The 17,228-nt window shown below is 67.1% G+C and carries 13 protein-coding genes and 4 pseudogenes; 10 read left to right on the top strand and 7 right to left on the bottom strand.

Features of this window, described 5'->3' with window-relative positions; genetic code table 11:
• A partial coding sequence (locus ACWGI8_RS21250) for a hypothetical protein (protein ID WP_453662992.1) occupies nt 1-188 on the bottom strand: 188 nt, incomplete at its 3' end.
• Nucleotides 189-1,002: 814 nt separating this feature from the next.
• Between ACWGI8_RS21250 and ACWGI8_RS21245 the strand changes: the two genes are divergently transcribed.
• Nucleotides 1,003-1,896 (top strand): S41 family peptidase, encoded by an 894-nt coding sequence (locus tag ACWGI8_RS21245; RefSeq protein ID WP_453662990.1) that lies wholly within the window; start codon nt 1,003-1,005, stop codon nt 1,894-1,896.
• A gap of 711 nt (nt 1,897-2,607) precedes the next feature.
• On the opposite strand, the gene ACWGI8_RS21240 is transcribed toward ACWGI8_RS21245, so the two are convergent.
• The gene (locus tag ACWGI8_RS21240; RefSeq protein ID WP_453662989.1) at nt 2,608-3,384 is read right to left on the bottom strand and encodes a hypothetical protein; all 777 of its coding nucleotides are present in this window, start codon (nt 3,382-3,384) and stop codon (nt 2,608-2,610) included.
• A gap of 1,312 nt (nt 3,385-4,696) precedes the next feature.
• Between ACWGI8_RS21240 and ACWGI8_RS21235 the strand changes: the two genes are divergently transcribed.
• The 3 genes and pseudogenes from ACWGI8_RS21235 (at nt 4,697) to ACWGI8_RS21225 (ending at nt 8,001) form a co-directional block, all read left to right on the top strand.
• Nucleotides 4,697-4,900 carry a transposase gene (locus ACWGI8_RS21235; protein WP_453662988.1) on the top strand — a complete coding sequence of 68 codons (204 nt, stop codon included), beginning with the start codon at nt 4,697-4,699 and terminating at the stop codon, nt 4,898-4,900.
• Between the two features lie 525 nt (nt 4,901-5,425).
• Nucleotides 5,426-7,252 carry a reverse transcriptase domain-containing protein gene (locus tag ACWGI8_RS21230; protein ID WP_453662986.1) on the top strand — a complete coding sequence of 609 codons (1,827 nt, stop codon included), beginning with the start codon at nt 5,426-5,428 and terminating at the stop codon, nt 7,250-7,252.
• Nucleotides 7,162-8,001: pseudogene (locus tag ACWGI8_RS21225) on the top strand (IS5 family transposase). Before ACWGI8_RS21230 ends, ACWGI8_RS21225 begins: the two are co-directional and overlap by 91 nt.
• Before the next feature lie 9 nt (nt 8,002-8,010).
• Here the strand turns inward: ACWGI8_RS21225 and ACWGI8_RS21220 are convergent.
• A complete protein-coding gene (locus tag ACWGI8_RS21220; protein WP_453662985.1) occupies nt 8,011-8,472 on the bottom strand; it encodes a GNAT family N-acetyltransferase in 462 nt (153 codons plus the stop codon).
• A 72-nt stretch (nt 8,473-8,544) separates the two neighbouring features.
• On the opposite strand from ACWGI8_RS21220, the pseudogene ACWGI8_RS21215 reads away from it, so the two are divergent.
• A pseudogene (locus tag ACWGI8_RS21215) lies at nt 8,545-8,907 on the top strand (transposase); the annotation flags it as partial.
• A 19-nt stretch (nt 8,908-8,926) separates the two neighbouring features.
• Here ACWGI8_RS21215 and ACWGI8_RS21210 read toward each other — a convergent pair.
• The 4 genes and pseudogenes from ACWGI8_RS21210 to ACWGI8_RS21195 form a co-directional block, all read right to left on the bottom strand.
• A pseudogene (locus tag ACWGI8_RS21210) lies at nt 8,927-9,211 on the bottom strand (integrase core domain-containing protein); the annotation flags it as partial.
• A 1,004-nt stretch (nt 9,212-10,215) separates the two neighbouring features.
• On the bottom strand, nt 10,216-10,677 hold the full coding sequence (locus ACWGI8_RS21205) for an HAD-IA family hydrolase (RefSeq protein ID WP_453662983.1): 462 nt from the start codon (nt 10,675-10,677) through the stop codon (nt 10,216-10,218).
• Nucleotides 10,581-10,853, bottom strand: coding sequence for a hypothetical protein (locus ACWGI8_RS21200; RefSeq protein ID WP_453662994.1), 273 nt, complete (start codon nt 10,851-10,853; stop codon nt 10,581-10,583). Before ACWGI8_RS21200 ends, ACWGI8_RS21205 begins: the two co-directional genes overlap by 97 nt.
• Before the next feature lie 22 nt (nt 10,854-10,875).
• A pseudogene (locus ACWGI8_RS21195) lies at nt 10,876-11,091 on the bottom strand (Tn3 family transposase); the annotation flags it as partial.
• Between the two features lie 236 nt (nt 11,092-11,327).
• Here ACWGI8_RS21195 and ACWGI8_RS21190 point away from each other — a divergent pair.
• From ACWGI8_RS21190 to ACWGI8_RS21170, 5 genes are all read left to right on the top strand, one after another.
• Nucleotides 11,328-12,053 (top strand): DUF6193 family natural product biosynthesis protein, encoded by a 726-nt coding sequence (locus ACWGI8_RS21190; protein WP_453662982.1) that lies wholly within the window; start codon nt 11,328-11,330, stop codon nt 12,051-12,053.
• Nucleotides 12,054-12,593: 540 nt separating this feature from the next.
• On the top strand, nt 12,594-12,929 hold the full coding sequence (locus ACWGI8_RS21185) for a hypothetical protein (protein WP_453662980.1): 336 nt from the start codon (nt 12,594-12,596) through the stop codon (nt 12,927-12,929).
• A gap of 36 nt (nt 12,930-12,965) precedes the next feature.
• Nucleotides 12,966-13,511, top strand: coding sequence for a hypothetical protein (locus ACWGI8_RS21180; protein WP_453662979.1), 546 nt, complete (start codon nt 12,966-12,968; stop codon nt 13,509-13,511).
• A gap of 14 nt (nt 13,512-13,525) precedes the next feature.
• Nucleotides 13,526-14,740: an MAB_1171c family putative transporter gene (locus ACWGI8_RS21175; RefSeq protein ID WP_453662977.1), complete on the top strand. Its 1,215-nt coding sequence runs from the start codon at nt 13,526-13,528 to the stop codon at nt 14,738-14,740.
• Nucleotides 14,737-16,305 (top strand): amidase, encoded by a 1,569-nt coding sequence (locus tag ACWGI8_RS21170; protein WP_453662976.1) that lies wholly within the window; start codon nt 14,737-14,739, stop codon nt 16,303-16,305. The genes ACWGI8_RS21175 and ACWGI8_RS21170 overlap by 4 nt, the downstream gene beginning before the upstream one ends.
• The last annotated feature ends 923 nt before the right edge of the window (nt 16,306-17,228 follow it).

The raw sequence follows: 17,228 nt of genomic DNA, 5'->3' as shown, positions 1-17,228 counted from the left end.
GGCTCCCAGTGGTGCGCGTCGTAGGCGTCGAAGGGGGCGGCCTCGGGGCCAGCCCCGGGCACGGGGAAGTCCACGATGAGGCCGAGCTCCCCGACGCCGACGGGCTCGATAGTTCCGTCCGATCCGACGGGCTGGTGCCGGGCGCGCTCGACCGCCTCGCGCAGCCGCCCGGTCGGGGCACAGCCCACGAGGGTCAGCCGTTACCGGCGCGGGGCCGGGTCGACGAACGGCCCGTCGGTGTCGGCGCAGCGCGCCGACACGATCAGTTAACCGTCCCATTCCTCGCTGACCAGCACGTACTTGAGCAGGAGCGCGCACTCCCAGGTCCAGGCAGCCTCCTCGACCAGCACCACGTCCGCGCCCTCTCGCACGTGTGTCGTGCCTGCTCACCGCTCCCTCAGCCTGCCACGTCGGGTGGCAGCGACGATGGCGGGACTCAGGCCGGAGTGCTTGTCAGGCACTCCGCCGTGGCGCGGTCGGTAGTCTCGAGAAGTGCCAGCGGACTCACCGAACTCCTCGCCCGAGCCTTTCATGAACGCGGCCGCCAGGTCGAAGTCGAGCACCTCCAAGTCCACTTGCCCTGCGTGCTGAAGACGCCCAGCAGCGGCCTCGTCCACGCCACCTGTCAACAGGGGCCCGCCCGATGAAGCGTCCCTTCTCGCGTCGTTGCGGCCACGCCCCGATGTCCTCTCTTCCGAGGGCCAGGCCGCGGCCGACGCCTTTCGCGTGATGTTCACCGCCCGCAAGAACATCGGACCGTCCGTGGGGTCATCCAGCCCAGCGACGACCACAGACCCGACGTCCTCGCCGTCGCCCCGGACGCCGACACCCCCGTACGCTTCGTACGACCGCAGGTACAACGCAGGCTGGCTGTGCTGCGAACGCGACCTCGTCATCGGCACCTGGCAGCCGGCGGGGCGACTCCGGCCACACCTCGTGCCGGCTGAGCCTGCGCGGAAAACCACTGCTCATGACGCTGTTCCCGGTCTAGCATGGCCCGCCATGCTCACCAACAAACAGATAGTCGAACAGGCCCTGGACCGGATCGAGTCAGGGTACGTCTTTCCCGAGAAGGCCGTGGACCTCGAGGCCGCAATCCGGCGCCGGCTCGCGGCGGGCGAGTACGACGGCCTGGACGGCCCGGTGCTCTGCGAGACCGTGACCGCTCACCTTCAGGAAGTGTGCCCGGACAAGCATCTGCGGCTGCTCTGGGTGGACCAGCCGCAGTCGCTGGATCCGGCGGACCAAGACGCGGGACGGGCCGCGTTCCTCGCGCTGCTCAAGGAAGAGAACCAAGGGATACGCCGTGTCGAGCACTTGGACGGGAACGTCGGGCTCATCGACCTCCGGCGCATCGCGTACGCCGACGAAGGCGCCAACGCCATCGGCGCAGCCATGCAACTGGTCGCCCACAGCTCCGCGCTCATCCTGGACCTGCGCGCATGCCGCGGCGGGGCACCGGAAGGGGCAGCGATGTGGTGCAGCTACTTCTTCCGCGACGACCAGGTACACCTCAACGACATTTACGAACGCTCCACCGGCACCACACGCCAGTTCTGGACGACCGCGCACCTTCCCGCGCCGCGCTACGCGGACCGCCCGGTCTATGTGCTCACCAGCGCGATCACGTTCTCCGGGGGCGAAGACGTGGCGTATACCCTTCAGGCACACGGCCGGGCCATCCTCGTCGGTGAGACGACACGGGGCGGCGCGCATCCAACAGCTCGCCACGTGGTAACCGAACATATCCTCGTGACCGTGCCGACCGCCCGGACCATCAACAGCGTCACCGGCACCAACTGGGAAGGCGTCGGAGTGGTCCCCGATCTACCCGTCGCGGCGGACCAGGCACTCGCCACAGCGCTCAAGGCCGTCATGGGGAGCCTCGGCGCATAGACGCGACCGCGACCGCGGAGCTTGCTCCGACGCGGCGCTCGGGTCGCACTGGACCCGAGCACCCCATGACGGCCGAAACCTGACACGGGCTAACGCCTGGTCGAGAAAGGCAGCAGCACACAGTCCGGCAGGCAATATCGGCAGAGACCGCCAGGGGCGCCAGCCGTGGCTGGCGCCTCTCGACGCGTTCCGAACCGGCCCGGACACCGGATACGGGGAAACCGGCTGGGGGCGGAGGAAGGCCGCGACCTCGTACGCACCGGGGGCAATGACGGTGACAGCTCCGGGCGGCGTGGTGGCGGCCGCCATTGCGGCGAGCATGCGGCCGCGGCCGCTGTCGTCTGGACGCCGTACAGGGCGAGAGCGCGTCTCGGCCTCCAACGAGCCCGGGTCCGCGGCATTACGCTACGCGCCGAGGCACTGATTGCCGCTGAACGAACTGTACGGCAGCTCACATTCGACCCGAGAGACACTGGAGACCTTCCGACAGCGCGTCGACGAACACCAGCGGCCCCGACGTTCCCGCGACCCTGCGCGAGCGCATCCGCGAACTCCAGGGCGAACTCCGCGAAGCACGTCACGCCCGCCACGAAGAGATCACCGACCTCCGCCGGTCCGTCGACACGCTCGCCCAGAAGGCCCAGGTCCTCACCCTCGACAACGAGCGGCTGCGGGCCGAGCCGGCCCGACAGGGCACTGCCACCAGCGTCCTCAGCCGCGCGGGAAGAGATAGGTGACGATCGCAACGATCGTGCCGATCACCCCGGCGACCGCACCCAAGACGCTCATGACGAAGAGGAAGACCTCTCGCTGGCTGCCACCCGTCACACGGTGGTTTGCACTCCTTCGGGCGACGAAGCCCTGCAAGCGCTTTGGCTCATTCAGCAAGATCGATCGGGTCAGGTTTTTGTCAATCTGGTACGCGGCAATCCCCATCAAGAAGGCTGCGGCGCCGATGGTCCCACCGGTCCCGGACGGGTAGTAGACCAAGCTCGTGAAGGCGACCAGGATGCACAGCAGCTCCAGGCGGTCGAGCCACTTGGTCAGACGGCGGCCGAGGAACCGTGCTTGAGTGAACGTCTCGGCGATCCGGTGACCAGCCCCTTGCTGCCACGAGGTGCTGCCGCCGCTGAGATGGCATACCGCGAAGGGCTGCCTGCCGAATGGGCGCCAAGTGCGGGTCGGCTTACCGATCTCGATGGTGATTCTGAGGGTGTCGGCTGCCGGTGATCGGCGTTCGATCACCAGATCCGAAATCACCTGAGTGCCCTGCATATCGGTCTTGAAGGCATCAAGTTCGGTCCACTGACGCGCCTGCGTCTTCTTCCACCGCACGCCGTTCTGATCAGTCGAGACCGACACCTCCCTGCGGGATATGACCAGTTGGCCATGAGGAACTTCCTCTTCCAGGATCTTGACCAGTTCCTCCACGTTCTGCCAGGAGAACCAGCAGCCGCGCCTTCTGAGTTGCATCCCCCACTCGCCCATGGCGGGGAAGATAGCGGTTACTGATCTTTCTGGGAAGATGACACCGAGAAGCCGCCCTGGTGGTCCCGCAGCCGCTTGAATCACGAAGCGACACCTCCGGACAGAGACAACGTCACTCGACGGAGTGGACTCCTTCCGCAAGCTCTGGAGGGACACAGGTCCGCTGGTGAGACACGCCTCTGCCCGGATAACCGGGTCGAGGACCAGGACGTCCGGGTCGACGAGCGCCGCCGCGGCCCACCGCTGGCGCTCCTCGGCCTGCTGAGCCTCGGCCTCCCGGCGCTCCCGCCCCTGCTGCTCGTACCGGCCTGATTCTCAGCCCACCGGCGCTCCTGCTCCGCGTCGTACGCCTTCTCGCACGGCGGACACCGGCGCGCCCAGTCAGGCCACCACATCGAGCCGGGAGGTCTGTACGCTCCGGACGCAGCAGCCAGGCAGGCTCCTTGAGCCAGGCCCACGCCGCTCTCTTGGCCCGATCCGCGCCGTGCAGTCGTCGTCGGCGCACACGGTCACCTCGATGAGCCACGCCTCGACCCGCGCCTTCTTCTTCGCCAGCTGCTCCTGTAGGCAGCCCTGGCAGCGGCGATGCTCCTTCGGGTAGGGCCGCTCCCGGACCGTACGGCCTACCCCCGCATCGCTCTGCTTACCCAGCTCGTCATGGCACTGTCACTGCTACCAGAGAATGAGCGCAAAGCCGCCACATCGCCGGCGACACCTACGCCACATTCGAGGAGTCCTTCCAGCTGTCCCCCCCGGCACCACCACAGGTCCATGGATCCGCAGCAAGTTCAGCTCGCTCGTCGAGGCCACGGCCACATACGTCACACCCTCGGGCTGAGTGAGACAGCCGACCTGCGCCCGTCTCACTCAACCTGATTCTTCAGGCGTCACAGCGAGGTCGTGACGCATGGTAGTTCTCATAGCCCGGAGGATGTCCCAGACCTCGTACTGGGCCTGGGCTGCGGTCTCCATCGTTTCGCCTGGCCCAGGGTCGCCTCGTTCGAGGCGTTTCACCTGCCCATAGACCTTGTTCAGGGCTTGGTTGAGAAGCCGTATCTCTATCGATCATGAGGACGGTTCCGATCGAACACGGTCCTTGGCCGGGTGATCTCGGCCGGGTGGATGCATGAGTACAGGGCCCCTTGGTAGCTCGGGTTTGCGACCACTCGAGTGCCAGGAGGCCCTGTTGTTCCAGTCTTGCGTGACGGTCCCCGTCTCGTCCAACTCCCGCGTGTCGTCGTGCGACTGCCTCGCGCACAGGTTCGGGAACGCGGCCGACCGCCCGGAGAGGGTGCCGGTGTATCCGTCGGACATGACGGACGCGGAGTGGGCAGTGGTGCGGGAAGCGATGCCGGTGCCGGCCTGGCTGGAGGGCCGGGGCGGGCAGCCGGAGGGCTATTGCCACCGCGTGATACTCGACGCGATCCGGTACGTCACCGACAACGGCATCAAGTGGCGCTCCATGCCCGCCGACTTCCCTTCCTGGGACCGGGTGTATGCCTTCTGTGCGCCGTGAGGCGCTTCGTTGTATCCCCGACTCACTCGGGAGGAACTTGGAGGAATGTTTCTGGGTCGCCTGACTTACCTGGAGGCGAAAGCCGAAGGGGACAACAGCATGTCAGGAAAGCGGTGGCCGTCTGGAGGTATCCAGGGCGGAGGACCGCAAGACCCGCGCGATATGGCCAAGGCTGGATTGCTTGAAGCCCAATCTCCAGCGGCAAAAATAGAAACTCACCGGAACGATACCTGAAACCGGTGCCCTTTCCTTGCCGGGCTCTGAAGAACGGGTTCGGACGGCAACCTCCAAGGAGAGGGGCGTCGCCCAGTGAGGGCGGTCAAGGAGATGAGTGGGCGGCCTACGTCGTGCTCGATACGTACAGCGAAGACGTACCACGGGATCGCCTACGGGGCGCGAGCCCTACGGCGACGGAGTGCCCATAGTAGTCGCCGGAGTTGCGACCGGCCGTGAAGTCCGGGAAAGCCGGAATGAGGGCGAAGGGGCACAGGTGAACTCGACGTCCAGTAAGGGGAGGTATGCGCAATGCAGAGCGCCGAAACGGTGCTGGACGTCATCCGGGAACGCGGCAGGCGAAGCCTGCCGTTGGAAAGGATCTACCGGCAGCTGTTTAATCCGCAGCTCTTTCTGATGGCCTATGGGCGCATCTACCGGAATTCCGGTGCAATGACGCCTGGGGTCACCGGGGAGACCGTGGACGGCATGTCACGGGCGAAGATTGACACGATCATCGGCACACTGCGGTCGGAGTCGTATCGATGGACGCCCGTCAAGCGGGTCTACATTGACAAGAAAGGCGGTGCGAAGAAGAAGCGCCCGCTTGGCCTGCCGACGTGGTCGGACAAACTGGTCGCCGAGGTCGTACGTCTGTTATTGGAGGCGTACTACGACGTCCAATTCTCCGATCGCTCTCACGGGTTCCGCCCCAAGAGGGGCTGTCACACCGCGTTGCAGGACGTGGTGAAGTACTGGACCGGAACGCGCTGGTTCATCGAGGGAGACATCTCCGACTGCTTCGGCAGCCTGGACCACGAGGTCATGCTCACGATCCTCGGGGAGAAGATCCACGATGGCCGGTTCCTGCGGCTGATCCGGGCCATGCTCAGGGTCGGATACTTGGAAGACTGGCGGTGGAACGCCACGCTGAGTGGGGCTCCCCAAGGGGGTGTGGCATCGCCCGTCCTCTCCAACATCTATCTTGACAGGCTCGATCGGTTCATTGAGCAGAAGCTGCTGCCGGAATACAACCGCGGCAGAAAACGACGGCATCATCCCGAGTACCATCGGCTCGACAGCCGGATGTACTGGGCGAAGCGGCGCGGAGATCGCGCCGCAGTACGGCAACTCCGGCTCCAAATGCGGAGCTTGCCGAGCAAAGACCCCTATGATCCAGGCTTTCGGCGCCTACGGTATGTCAGGTATGCCGACGACTGGCTGCTCGGTTTCGCTGGGCCCAAGCACGAAGCCGAGGGGATCAAGGCGCGGATCACGGCATTCCTTCTGGATGAACTCCGGCTGGAACTCTCCGAATCCAAGACCCTGGTCACGCACGCCACCAGCCAGGCGGCGCGCTTCCTCGGCTATGAGGTAAAAGCCCAGCGATGCGACACGAAGCTCACGGGACCACGACGCTCCGTCAACGGTGCCATCGGGCTTTTCGTGCCACGCGAGGTAATCCGGCAGCGTTGTGCCTCCTACATGGGTGGCGGGAAGCCGAAACTCCGTGGTGTGCTTCTCCACGACAGCGATTTTTCAATCGTGGCGACATACCAAGCCGAGTACCGGGGACTCGTGCAGTACTACCTTCTCGCCCAGGACGTCGCCCGCTTAAACCGCCTGCAATGGGTGATGGAGACGTCCATGCTCAAGACACTGGCGTCGAAGCACAGATCGACCGTCACGAAGATGGCCCGCAAGTACAAGGCGACCATCGACACCCCGGACGGCCCTCGAAAATGCTTTGAAGTCATCGTCGAGCGCGAAGGTGAGAAGAAGGCGCTGGTTGCCCGCTTCGGCGGCATCCCGCTCAAACGGCAGCGCACAGCGGTAATGGCCGACCGAGAGCCGTTGAAACCCAACCACATCAGCACCACCGAGTTGGTGAAGCGGCTCCTCGCGGACTGCTGCGAGATATGCGGCTCAACGAGCCGGGTTGAGGTCCATCACATCCGGAAACTCGCCGATCTCAAGCAACAGGGCCGAGCCGAGCGCCCCGTGTGGGTGAAGTTGATGGCAATGAGACGACGTAAAACCCTGGTCGTCTGCCGGCCTTGCCACGAGGACATCCACGCGGGACGAGCGACCTCATCCACCCGGAAAAGATCACTGGAGAGCGGTGTGCTGGGAAACTAGCCCGCACCGTTCGGGAAGGGGCCGTCGGAAAAGGACCCGGGCCACGGGCACCTCGTCGGCGGCCTACTTCACTCCGACGCTGGCAACGGGACGGTACCTGGAAGCGGATCTTCGTGCAGCTGCAGGCCGAGGCCGACGCGAAGGGCTTGATCACATGGGACGTGAGCGTGGACTCCACGGTCACCCGGGCTCACCAGCACGCCGCCGGCGCGCGTAAAAAGGGGCACTGCAGAAGGAGCCTCCCGGCGGAGTCTTCACCGAGCCCGACGACCACGGCCTCGGGCGGTCGCGCGGCGGGCTGACCACCAAACTGCACCTGGCCGTGGAGCAGGGCCAAAAGCCTCTGCCGCTGCTGATCACCGCCGGGCAGCGGCACGACAGCCCGCAGTTCCTGCCGGTCCTGGAGGGTATCCGGGTGCCCCGCATGGGCCCTGGCCGGCCACGGACCAAGCCGGACAAGGTCCGCGCGGACAAGGCGTACGGCTCCCGCGCGAACCGGGCCTACCTCCGCAGACGCGGGCGGATGCACGATCCCGGAGAAGGCCGACCAGGTCCGCAACCGCAAGAAGCTCGGGACGCGCGGCGGCCGCCCGCCCAAGTTCGACAAGGACGACTACAAGGAGCGCCACGCGGTGGAATGCGGCATCAACCGGCTGAAGCGCCACCGGGCCGTGGCCACGAGATACGAGAAACTCGCGGTCCGCTACGAAGCGACGGTGCTGGTCGCGGCCATCAACGAATGGCTGTGACCAGCACGCCTACGATTGGCACGACGGCGTCGAATCGGTCAGCGACTTGAACAGGTGCACGTCCGCGTTCCCTCCAGGGATACCCAGGGTCCGACCGGTCTCGGCATAGCCGTGGCGCTGGTAGAAGCCGGGAGCCTGGAAGGTGAAAGAGGAGACGGCGACACGATCGCAACCGCGTCGCCGTGCCTCCGTCTCAGCTGCCTGCAGGATCCTGCTACCACACCCGTCCTTACGGCTGTCCTCGCGAACCCACAGCAGCTCGATGCCGCAGAGGCCGCCCCAAGTCCACGCGGCCAGCCCGCCGACCAGTTCACCTGCTTCATCGGTGACCTTGACCGAGAACGTTCCACGGTCAGTCGCACCTGTGGCGGCTGTGTTGAAGGCGACCAATTCCTCGGTCAATCGGTCGTTGAGATCGGTGTCGCGCTCGCCGATGGTCAGAGTCGGGCCGGAGCCGTGGTCAGTCGTCACGGCGCGGAGTATGTCAGTCCGTCCGACTCCACAGCACGCGATTACTCAAGACCTTGATCCACTTTCACAACACGCCCTAGTAGTGACGGGAACCGGCAAGCCCTGGCCCACTTCATCACCACCAGCCCGTGGGATCCGGCGCATGTCCGGGCCCGGTTGGCCTGGAAGATGGAGACGGTCATCCGGCCGAGTGCGTTGGTCTTCGACGACACCGGGTTCCTCAAGGACGGGACCGCATCGGCGTGCGTGTCGAGGCAGTACACGGGCACCGCGGGCAAGGTCACCAACTGCCAGGTGGGCGTCTCGCTGCACCTGGCGTCCGACCACGCCTCGGCGGCGGTCGACTGGCGGCTGTTCCTGCCCGAGACCTGGGATCCCTCCTCGCCGAAAGCGGACCCGGACAAGGCTGCCCGACGCGGCGTCTGTGGCACTCCTCGGCCTCGGGAGGTCGCTGCTGGAGGGATTGGTGGGGCCGATGCCGGTTGTAGTGGCCGGTGCAGGTGTCCAAGACGGTGCGTAGGTGCCACTCGTTCATGATGAGCAGGCGGACGGTGCACTCGCGGCGGACGGTGCCGACCCAGTGCTCGGCGAAGGCGTTTGCCTTCGGCGATCTCGGCGGGGAGAGCAAAACCTGCACACCCGCGCCAGCCAGCACAGCGTCGAACGTATCGGAGAACTTCCCGTCCCGATCGCGCAGGAAGAATCGGAACCGGTTGGCCCGGTCCTCCAGGGCCAACATCATGTTCCTCGCCTGCTGTGTCACCCAGTCCCAGTTCGGATGCGCGGTGACGCCGAGGATGTGCACTCGTCGCGACTGGACCTCCATGACGAACAGCACGTACAGCCGCCTGCAGAACGCGGTGTCGACATGGAAGAAGTCGCAGGCCAACAGCCCGGACGCCTGTGCCCGCAGGAAGGAAGCCCCGGTATCGCGCGCCCGCTGCGGCGCGGGCGGGACCTTGCCCTGACGCAGGACTGCCCGGACGGTCGCCGCAGAGACAGCAATGCCCAACCGGGCCAGCTCCCCCCGCACGCGCCGATGGCCCCACAGCGGGTTCCCGCGAGCAACGCGCAGGATCAACTCCCCCGTCTCCTCGGGTATCGGCGGTCGGCCAGATCGCTTGTGGGGGTAGGTCCACGCCTCCGCGATCAGCTGACGGTGCCAGCGCAGGAGCGTCACCGGGGTCACGAAGAAGCTGCTCCAGCGCCCCCTGGGCAACAGCCGCGACAAGGCCGCCGGCAGGACCCGGTCGCCCGGCTCCAGCTTCGGCCGGCCAACCTGGCGCTGCAGCACCGCAAGCTGGTGCCGCAACACCAGCAGTTCCACGTCACTCGCTGCGCCGCCCAGCAGTCTCAAGCCCGCCAGTTCCAGCGACCGGCGTGCCAGCAGGTAGATCCATGACCACCGCATGACCATCGATCATGCCCGAGACAGCGACTGCCTCGCAGGGAATAGCTGCAGGTCATCGACCATAACCCGAGTTTTCACGCGGGACAGGATCATCCCGCCCGAATGCGCCCCCGAGGTAACCACACGAGCCGTCCCGTTCCCCGGCCTGCTCCCGCAACTCGACCAGGACGATCAGGCCGTTGAAGTTTCCGTGGTGTACGGCCTGCCAGCCGTCGTGCCGATCGCTCGGTTGATCGTGCCGTCCAGGACGTTGTGCAGCGTGCGGGTCCGGAAGTCCGACGACACCGGTAGTGGTGGAGTCGGGTATGGGAACTGTCCGATTGCCCTCGCGTTCAGAGCTCCTGGGTCTGGGAGTTCGGCCCGTTAAGTAGCGGCGAGAGTGCGAGGCGTAGATCGTCGAGCTGTCGGTAGTGGAGAGCAGTCATGCCGGCTTCGCGGGCCGCCACGACGTTGGCTTCGGTGTCGTCGATGAACAGGCAGCGGTTGATCGCGGCTCCGAGGTGTTCTGCTGCGATGTGGTAGACCCGTGGATCGGGTTTTGCGATGCCGACGCGGGCTGTGTTCACGACGGTGTCGGCCAGGTCAGCAAGTCCTTGTCGGGCAAGGTCCTGCTCCAGCCGGGTGGTCGCGTTGGACAGGAGCGCGACGGACGCGACTTTGCGCACCTGTCTGAGCAGCGCGACAACCTCTTGGTCGACTACCGGAACGAGATGCGACCAGGCCGAGACTGCAGCGTGGCCCGGTCTTTTGATCCGCAACGGTCGGCGAGGTCGGCCGCGACCGCCGACCGCCATTGCTCGTCGGTGATCTCGCCGGTGATGGCGGGTTGCAGACGGGCCGGTGCAAAGGCTGCGCCGGCGAGGGCCCCGACGGGCAATCCGTGGGCTTGTTCAAGCGTGTCGGCAGCGGGCCAGTGCCGGAGTACTCCGTCGACGTCACAGAGCACGGCGTCGTAGGGGAGAAGGGGCATGTCCATCACTCCTTGGTGATTGCCGTGAGCAGATGCAGACGTTCTTCCGCTCGACGTGCCAGTAGATCATCACGCCGTTCCCGCCGTAGCGGGCGTGGTACTCGGTCATGAAGTTCGAGGACCAGGAGCCGAACTTCTTCGAGTCCGAGGCGCAGGCGGTGCCCCGGCCCCACCATGCGGTGTCGCGGGCGGCGAAGGTGGCGTTGACCAGCTTCGTCACGGCGGCCCGCAGGTTGTCGACGGGCGCGGCTCCTCCCCCGCGCAGTCCCGCGTCCGGTCAGGGTCCGCACTGTCGAGCGTAGTTCTCCGGCCCGCGAAGTCCTGCGCCGGCCGCGGGATGTGTGACTACTGTTCCACCGCGTGCCGGGCTCCCGGAGTCCCCACCGCGGCAGACTCCGTGCGTGACTGACGTCCCGAATGCCGGCTCCCAGGAGGCCGTTTCTTTTCGATGCCGGGTAGCAGCACACTGGGACGGTGGATCCGAACCCGCACCTCGATTTCGCAGCAGAGGGAAGCCTCGCAGCCGTGCTGGAGCTTGTGGCCGCCGAAGCAGGCACGCCACTTGCTGTGGTGCCCGACCACTGGCGTCCGACTCACAGGGCAGGACTGGCCACCTCGGTCCCTGATCGCGAGCCGTTGGTCGTAGAGGTCCGCACCGGGGAGGGCAGCCGCTGGTGCTGGGTGTCCGGCTTGAGCATGGGTGTCGCGCTGATCGAGGGGTGGACCACGGACCCGTACGACGTGGTAAGGGCGGGTGTCGTGTGGGGACAGGGGGCCTCTCTGCGGGAGATGCGTCAACTGCTTCCGTTCCTGCGCTCCAGCGAGCTGGCCGAAGCACACGAACGTGGCCCCGCTGACGCAGTCGCCGTGCAATGGCGTCAGATGCTGGAAGACGTGGCGACTCGATGGACCTACCCGGGGTACCGCCCCTTGCTGGAGGCCGCGCACTCCATTCCGCAGTTGCGGCAGCTGTACCCGTTCTCCAGCATGTGGAGGCTCGGCTTCAGCGCCTGCACAGGGTTTCCGGCCGCTGTCAAAATTGTCGTCGTTCCCTTGAAGGACGGTCGCTACTGCGTTCAGACCACCTTGTCGGAGCAGAGCACGATCGGTGAGGTCGACACTGTCGAGGAGGCGCTTGCGCTGGCCGTGTCCCACCTCCCGGCCGGTCTTGGACCAGCTGTCGCCGGAACCGACGGATGAACTGTCTTCTCACCGCCCGCCGTTCGCGATGATCGCCGCCAACGTCCGGCGGTCACCCGCACGCCGTCGCCCGCCGCCCCGGGGCCGCATCACCTCAGTCGGCGGCACCACTCGCCGAAACAGCATCCACAACTCGTCCGGCACCAGCCGCGTCGCCAAGTCCGCCATGAAGCGTTCAACGGCCGACGCCTGCCATAAGAAGCGACCTGTAAGTCAGGGACTTGGTCCAGTGTTGCAGCGCGCGATCGAACGAACTCGGCCCGCCGACGGCGCAGTCCGTGACATCCCCATGGCCACGAAGGGGCCGACGGCTTCCCTTTTCCGGCGCGTCAACTATAGTTACGCACAACGAGCGTCAACTATAGTCACGCCCGAGGGCAGGGAGGCGGTGCAGTGGTGGAACCAGGAGATGGTCCCAATGCGCCGGAGACAGCTCGACCAGTTCCCGTCCCAGGCCCTGGCGCTCCGTTCAGCGACCGCCTCAACTTCCTGTTCGATCGGGTGCGTCCTCCGGGGGCGGAGGAGTACACCAACGCCCATGTGGCTCGCACGATCTCGTCGTACGGGGAGGACAGCTACACGCGGTCCCACATCAGCCTGCTCCGTGCGGGCAAGCGGACCCCGACCATCACCATCGTTCCGCTCCTCGCCCGGTTCTTCGGCGTGGAGGCCGCCTATTTCGTCGAGGACGAGGTCACGCGGAAGATCACGACACAGTTCGAGATCCTGCGAAAACTGAAGGAGAACGGGGTCGAGCAGATCGCGCTGCGGTCGATGGGCGTGTCCGCCGCCGGACAACGCAAGGTCCTGGCAGCCCTCGAAGCCGTACGCAAGGAGGAAGGCTTGCCCGACGACCCCGCAAGGGATTCGACGTGACCGGCGACTGGTGTCTCCAGGAGAAGGAGAAGCTCCGTGTGGCTCAACCGTCGTAACCGCGGACCCGACCGCGACGCCGACAAGGCCGAGCGCCGGAACAGAGAGTTCGTCGCGAGCCTCGACCTGCCTGCTGTCGACAGCATCCTGGACCTGGTGCCGTTCATGGAGAAGCGCCTCGGCCGGTCGATCCGGCTCATGCCGTTCGCCTCCGACCCGGCCGACCCCGACTCCCTCGACGCCTCGGCACCGTGCGGTCTGTGGCTCGCCACCGGAGACACCGATTACGTGTTCTACGACACGGCCGTCAGCCGGGCGCACGCCGAGATCATCGTGGGCCACGAGTTCGGTCACATGCTCAAGCGCCACCGGGGTAACGCCCCGCTCGAGGCCGGCAGCCTCGGCGGTCTGATCACCGACATCGATCCCGCCACGGTGCAGCTCGTCCTGGGGCGGACCCGTTACAACGAACCGGAGGAGTTCGAGGCCGAGATGCTGGGCTCTCTCCTGCAGGAGCACGTGAGCGCGTCCCGCACGCCGGATTGCCGGGAAGTCGACCCGATAGCCCGCACGTTGCTGCGCTGACCGAATAGGGCCCCGTGAAAGACATCCTCCACCCCCTGTGCCTCGCCATCGCCGGCACCGGATTCCTCATCCTGGTGCGTGACCTGGGCAAGAGCCGCCGCGACCCGGCGCTCGTCGCGCTGGCCTTCACGTACTGCTTCTCCGCGCTCAGCTACGCGGTCTCCCTCACCTGGGTGTGGGTGCGCATCGACGGCATCTTCGGCGTCCCGAACATCGTCGTGCCGATTGCCCAGGGCTTCGTGATCGTCGTCCTCGCCCTCCAGGCGACCGTCCTCGCACACTGGTCGAAGCCGCCTCCGGAAGCGCGCCGGCGTAGCCGACTCCTGCTCGTCGCGGCCCTGGCGGTCATCGCGACCATGGCGGTTCTGTTCGCGTCGCTCACCCCGGCCGCCACCCGGCCCACCGACTTCTCCCTGTACTACGCGCACGACCCCGTCTTCCAGACCTACGTGCTGCTGTACTTCGGGACGTACAGCGTCGCCGAGATCTACCTGGCACTGTCCTGCTGGACCTATGCGCGCAGCGCCACGAACCGGTCGATCGCCTTCAGCTTGCGTCTCGTGACCGTCGGCGCGGTCATCACCCTCGGATACAGCGGCATCCGGATCGCCGGCATCATTGGGGCCGAGGCCGGGTTCAGCGTCAGCCACCTCAACGACTTCGCCTGGGCCTGCGGGGACATCGGCGCGACGCTCACCCAGATCGGCTATCTCATCCCCACCGTCGCCCGGCGTGCCACCGGCGTCCGCGACTGGGCCATCGCGCACATCCGTTACCGGCGCCTGGGCCGACTGTGGTCCGCTCTTGACCAGGCCGACCCCAGCATCACGCTGCGCCGCCCGGCCCGCCAGGGCCAGGACGTCCTGCGCGGCCGCAGCGCCCATTTCCCCCTGCTGCGCCGCCGAGTCGAGATCCGTCAGGGACAGAAACTGATGCGCCGCTACCTCGATCCGGCCGTGCGGGTGCAGGCCGAAGCCCGCCGCGCGTCCGAAGGGCTGTCGGGCACCGAGTTCGTCGCAGCCGTCACCGCCGACCAGATCCGCGCCGCCCTCGGCCGGCACGCGGCGGATGAACTCGTCCACAGCCCAGCCGAGTTCGCCGACGCCAAGCTCGCCCTCGCCACCACAGAGGACGAGCTGCTGCACCTCCAGCGCGTCGCCGCGTACTTCACGCCCCCCGCGAGCAATGCCTCCGACGTCCGTAGCCCCACCTCAGGAGCCCGTTCGTGATCCTCCGTCGCACCCTGCTCATCGCCTCCACGGCCATCGCCGCAGCGGCGTCCATGGCCACCATGTCCGCGGTTGCACGCTCCCGCGCGGGTGGCGCGCCGCCCCCGCGCACCGACCTGCACCTGGCTCCCGCCCGCGAGCAACTCGACGCGCTGCGCCGGCGCACGATCACCAGCCGCGCTCTGCTGGAGCAGTACCTCCAGCACATCGCCGAAACCAATCCGGACCTCAACGCCGTGATCACCCTGGACGCCGACGGCGCACGCGCGGCGGCCGACGAGGCCGACCGCCACATGGCCAGGACGGGCAAGCCGCTCGGCGCACTCCACGGCCTGCCCCTCACGGTCAAGGACGCTCTGGAGACGAAGGGTCTCCGCACGACCTGCGGTTCACCCGACCTCACCGCCCACGTCCCCGGCCGGGATGCGGATGCCGTCGCGTGCCTCCGCTCCGCCGGGGCCGTGATCGTCGGCAAGACGAACGTCCCGGTCATGTGTCAGGACCTGCAGACCTCGAACCCGATCTTCGGCAGGACCAAGAACCCGTTCGACGACGCCAAGACCCCGGGCGGATCCTCCGGAGGCCCAGCCACAGCCGTCGCCACGGGCATGACCAGCCTCGAACTCGGTTCCGACCTCGCGGGCTCCCTCCGCCTCCCGGCCGCCTACTGCGGTGTGTACGCGCTGCGCCCCAGCGGGGGCATCGTCCCCACCCGGGGACACGTCCCTCGGCCACCGGGGTGGCTCTCCAGCTCCGACATGCTCACCCTCGGCCCCATCGCCCGGAACGCCGACGACCTCGACGCCCTCCTCGACGTCCTGGCGACCCCGGCCCCGGCCGAGGCCGCCGCCTGGAGGATCGAACTCCCGGCGCCCAGGCGAAGCCGGCTGGCGGACTACCGCTTCGGGATGTGGCAGGACGACCCGTACTGCCACGTCGACGAACATATCCGCCGACTCTTGGACCAGGTCTCCGAGCTCCTGCGGTTCGCAGGTGCCACCGTCGACCACAGCACGCGGCCCGTGCCACTCGCCGACAGCGACAAGCTCTTCCAACGGCTCATGTACGCAACGGCGAGCGCCACCGCCACCGACGCCGGCTTCGCCGACGACATCGCCGCCGCCGAGAAGATTCCCGTCGACGACCCGAGCGGCCTCTTCCTGCACTCGCGCACGATGCGGCACCGGGACTGGCTGCGCGCGAACGAGGAACGCGAGAAGCTGCGAGGCCGCTGGGCGGACTACTTCGCCACCCATGACGTCGTCATCACACCGGCCGTTCCTTCCACGGCCGTCGCCGACCAGACGTCCACACCGGTTCCCGAACGGTTCATCACCGTCGACGGCGAGCGACGCCCGTACTTCGACCAGACGGCGTGGCTGAATCTGGCTGGCCACGTCAGACTCCCGGCCCTCGTCATGCCCGCGGGGAAGACCGCCGACGGCCTGCCGCTGGCCATCCAGATCATCGGCCCCTACCTGGCCGACCGCACCGTGATCGACGTGGCCAAGCACCTGGCACGGCACCTTCCCCGGCCCTCACAACCGTCCGTGTCCACCTCGTGACCGGGCGCCCATGACCGGGCTCGCTCTGCCCCCACGGGGGTGGGGCGGGGCGAGCCCGCACAGCAGCAGGGACCCGGGTGCACCGGGCTCCTGCTGAACTGTGTCGGTCAACGCTGGGGAAGCCACCGAAGGTTGGTCGGAGACGGATCTCATGAGGACCGTTCGTGTCGGTGGCGAACAACCGGCCAGGACCTGGCGAGAAATGAAGGGCCCGGATACCGACGGGGGATGCAGTACCCGGACCCTCGCGATCATCATAATCCCACAGGTGCAGGAAGCGAGCATCAGGACCGCCACCCGATGACCGGATCCGACACGGCACGGAACGCCGCCGAAGGGCGAGGGTCCGGCGATACGCCCCCCCTCGTCGGTCCGTGTTGCCTCCTGCGTGGTCGGCACGAATGCGCCCGGCACGCAGGCCGCGGGTGGATGGCCGGCATCGTTGTGCAGTTGTCGGTTCGTGACCCTGACCTCTGCAGACCTGTTTGGCGTGACCTTCGCTGACGCGTTCGCCGGCGACAACCCGCTGTTCCGTCACGTCCGCACACGGGTGAGGAGCCCAGACCAACGGCGTAGTCGAGCGGTTCTTCGGCACGCTGAAGTACGAACACCTCGACCGCGCCGCCATCGGCGTCCGCCGGGCACGCCAGGCGCGCCAGGCGCGCCGGAAGCCCGGACGAACTCGCCCTCGTCATGGACCAGATCCGGAACACCCCCGCGTCGGCGGGGAGGACGCCTCGGTCCACTCCGCGAGAGGCTTCTCCCACCGAACACCCCCTTGTCGGCGGGGAGGACTCGGTGCCGAGGAGCATGTCGAGGAAGCGGGACGGAACACCCCCGCGTCGCCGGCTCGGCCGCTCCGCAGGCGGCGGCGTGACCGCCCGCGGAGCGGACCTGTGGTGACCTGTGGTGCGGAGCCGGGC

It is taken from the genome of Streptomyces sp. NPDC054841, assembly GCF_053611045.1.
The sequence above is the reverse complement of the archived record's forward strand: the minus strand, read 5'-3'. Positions and strand labels throughout refer to the sequence as shown.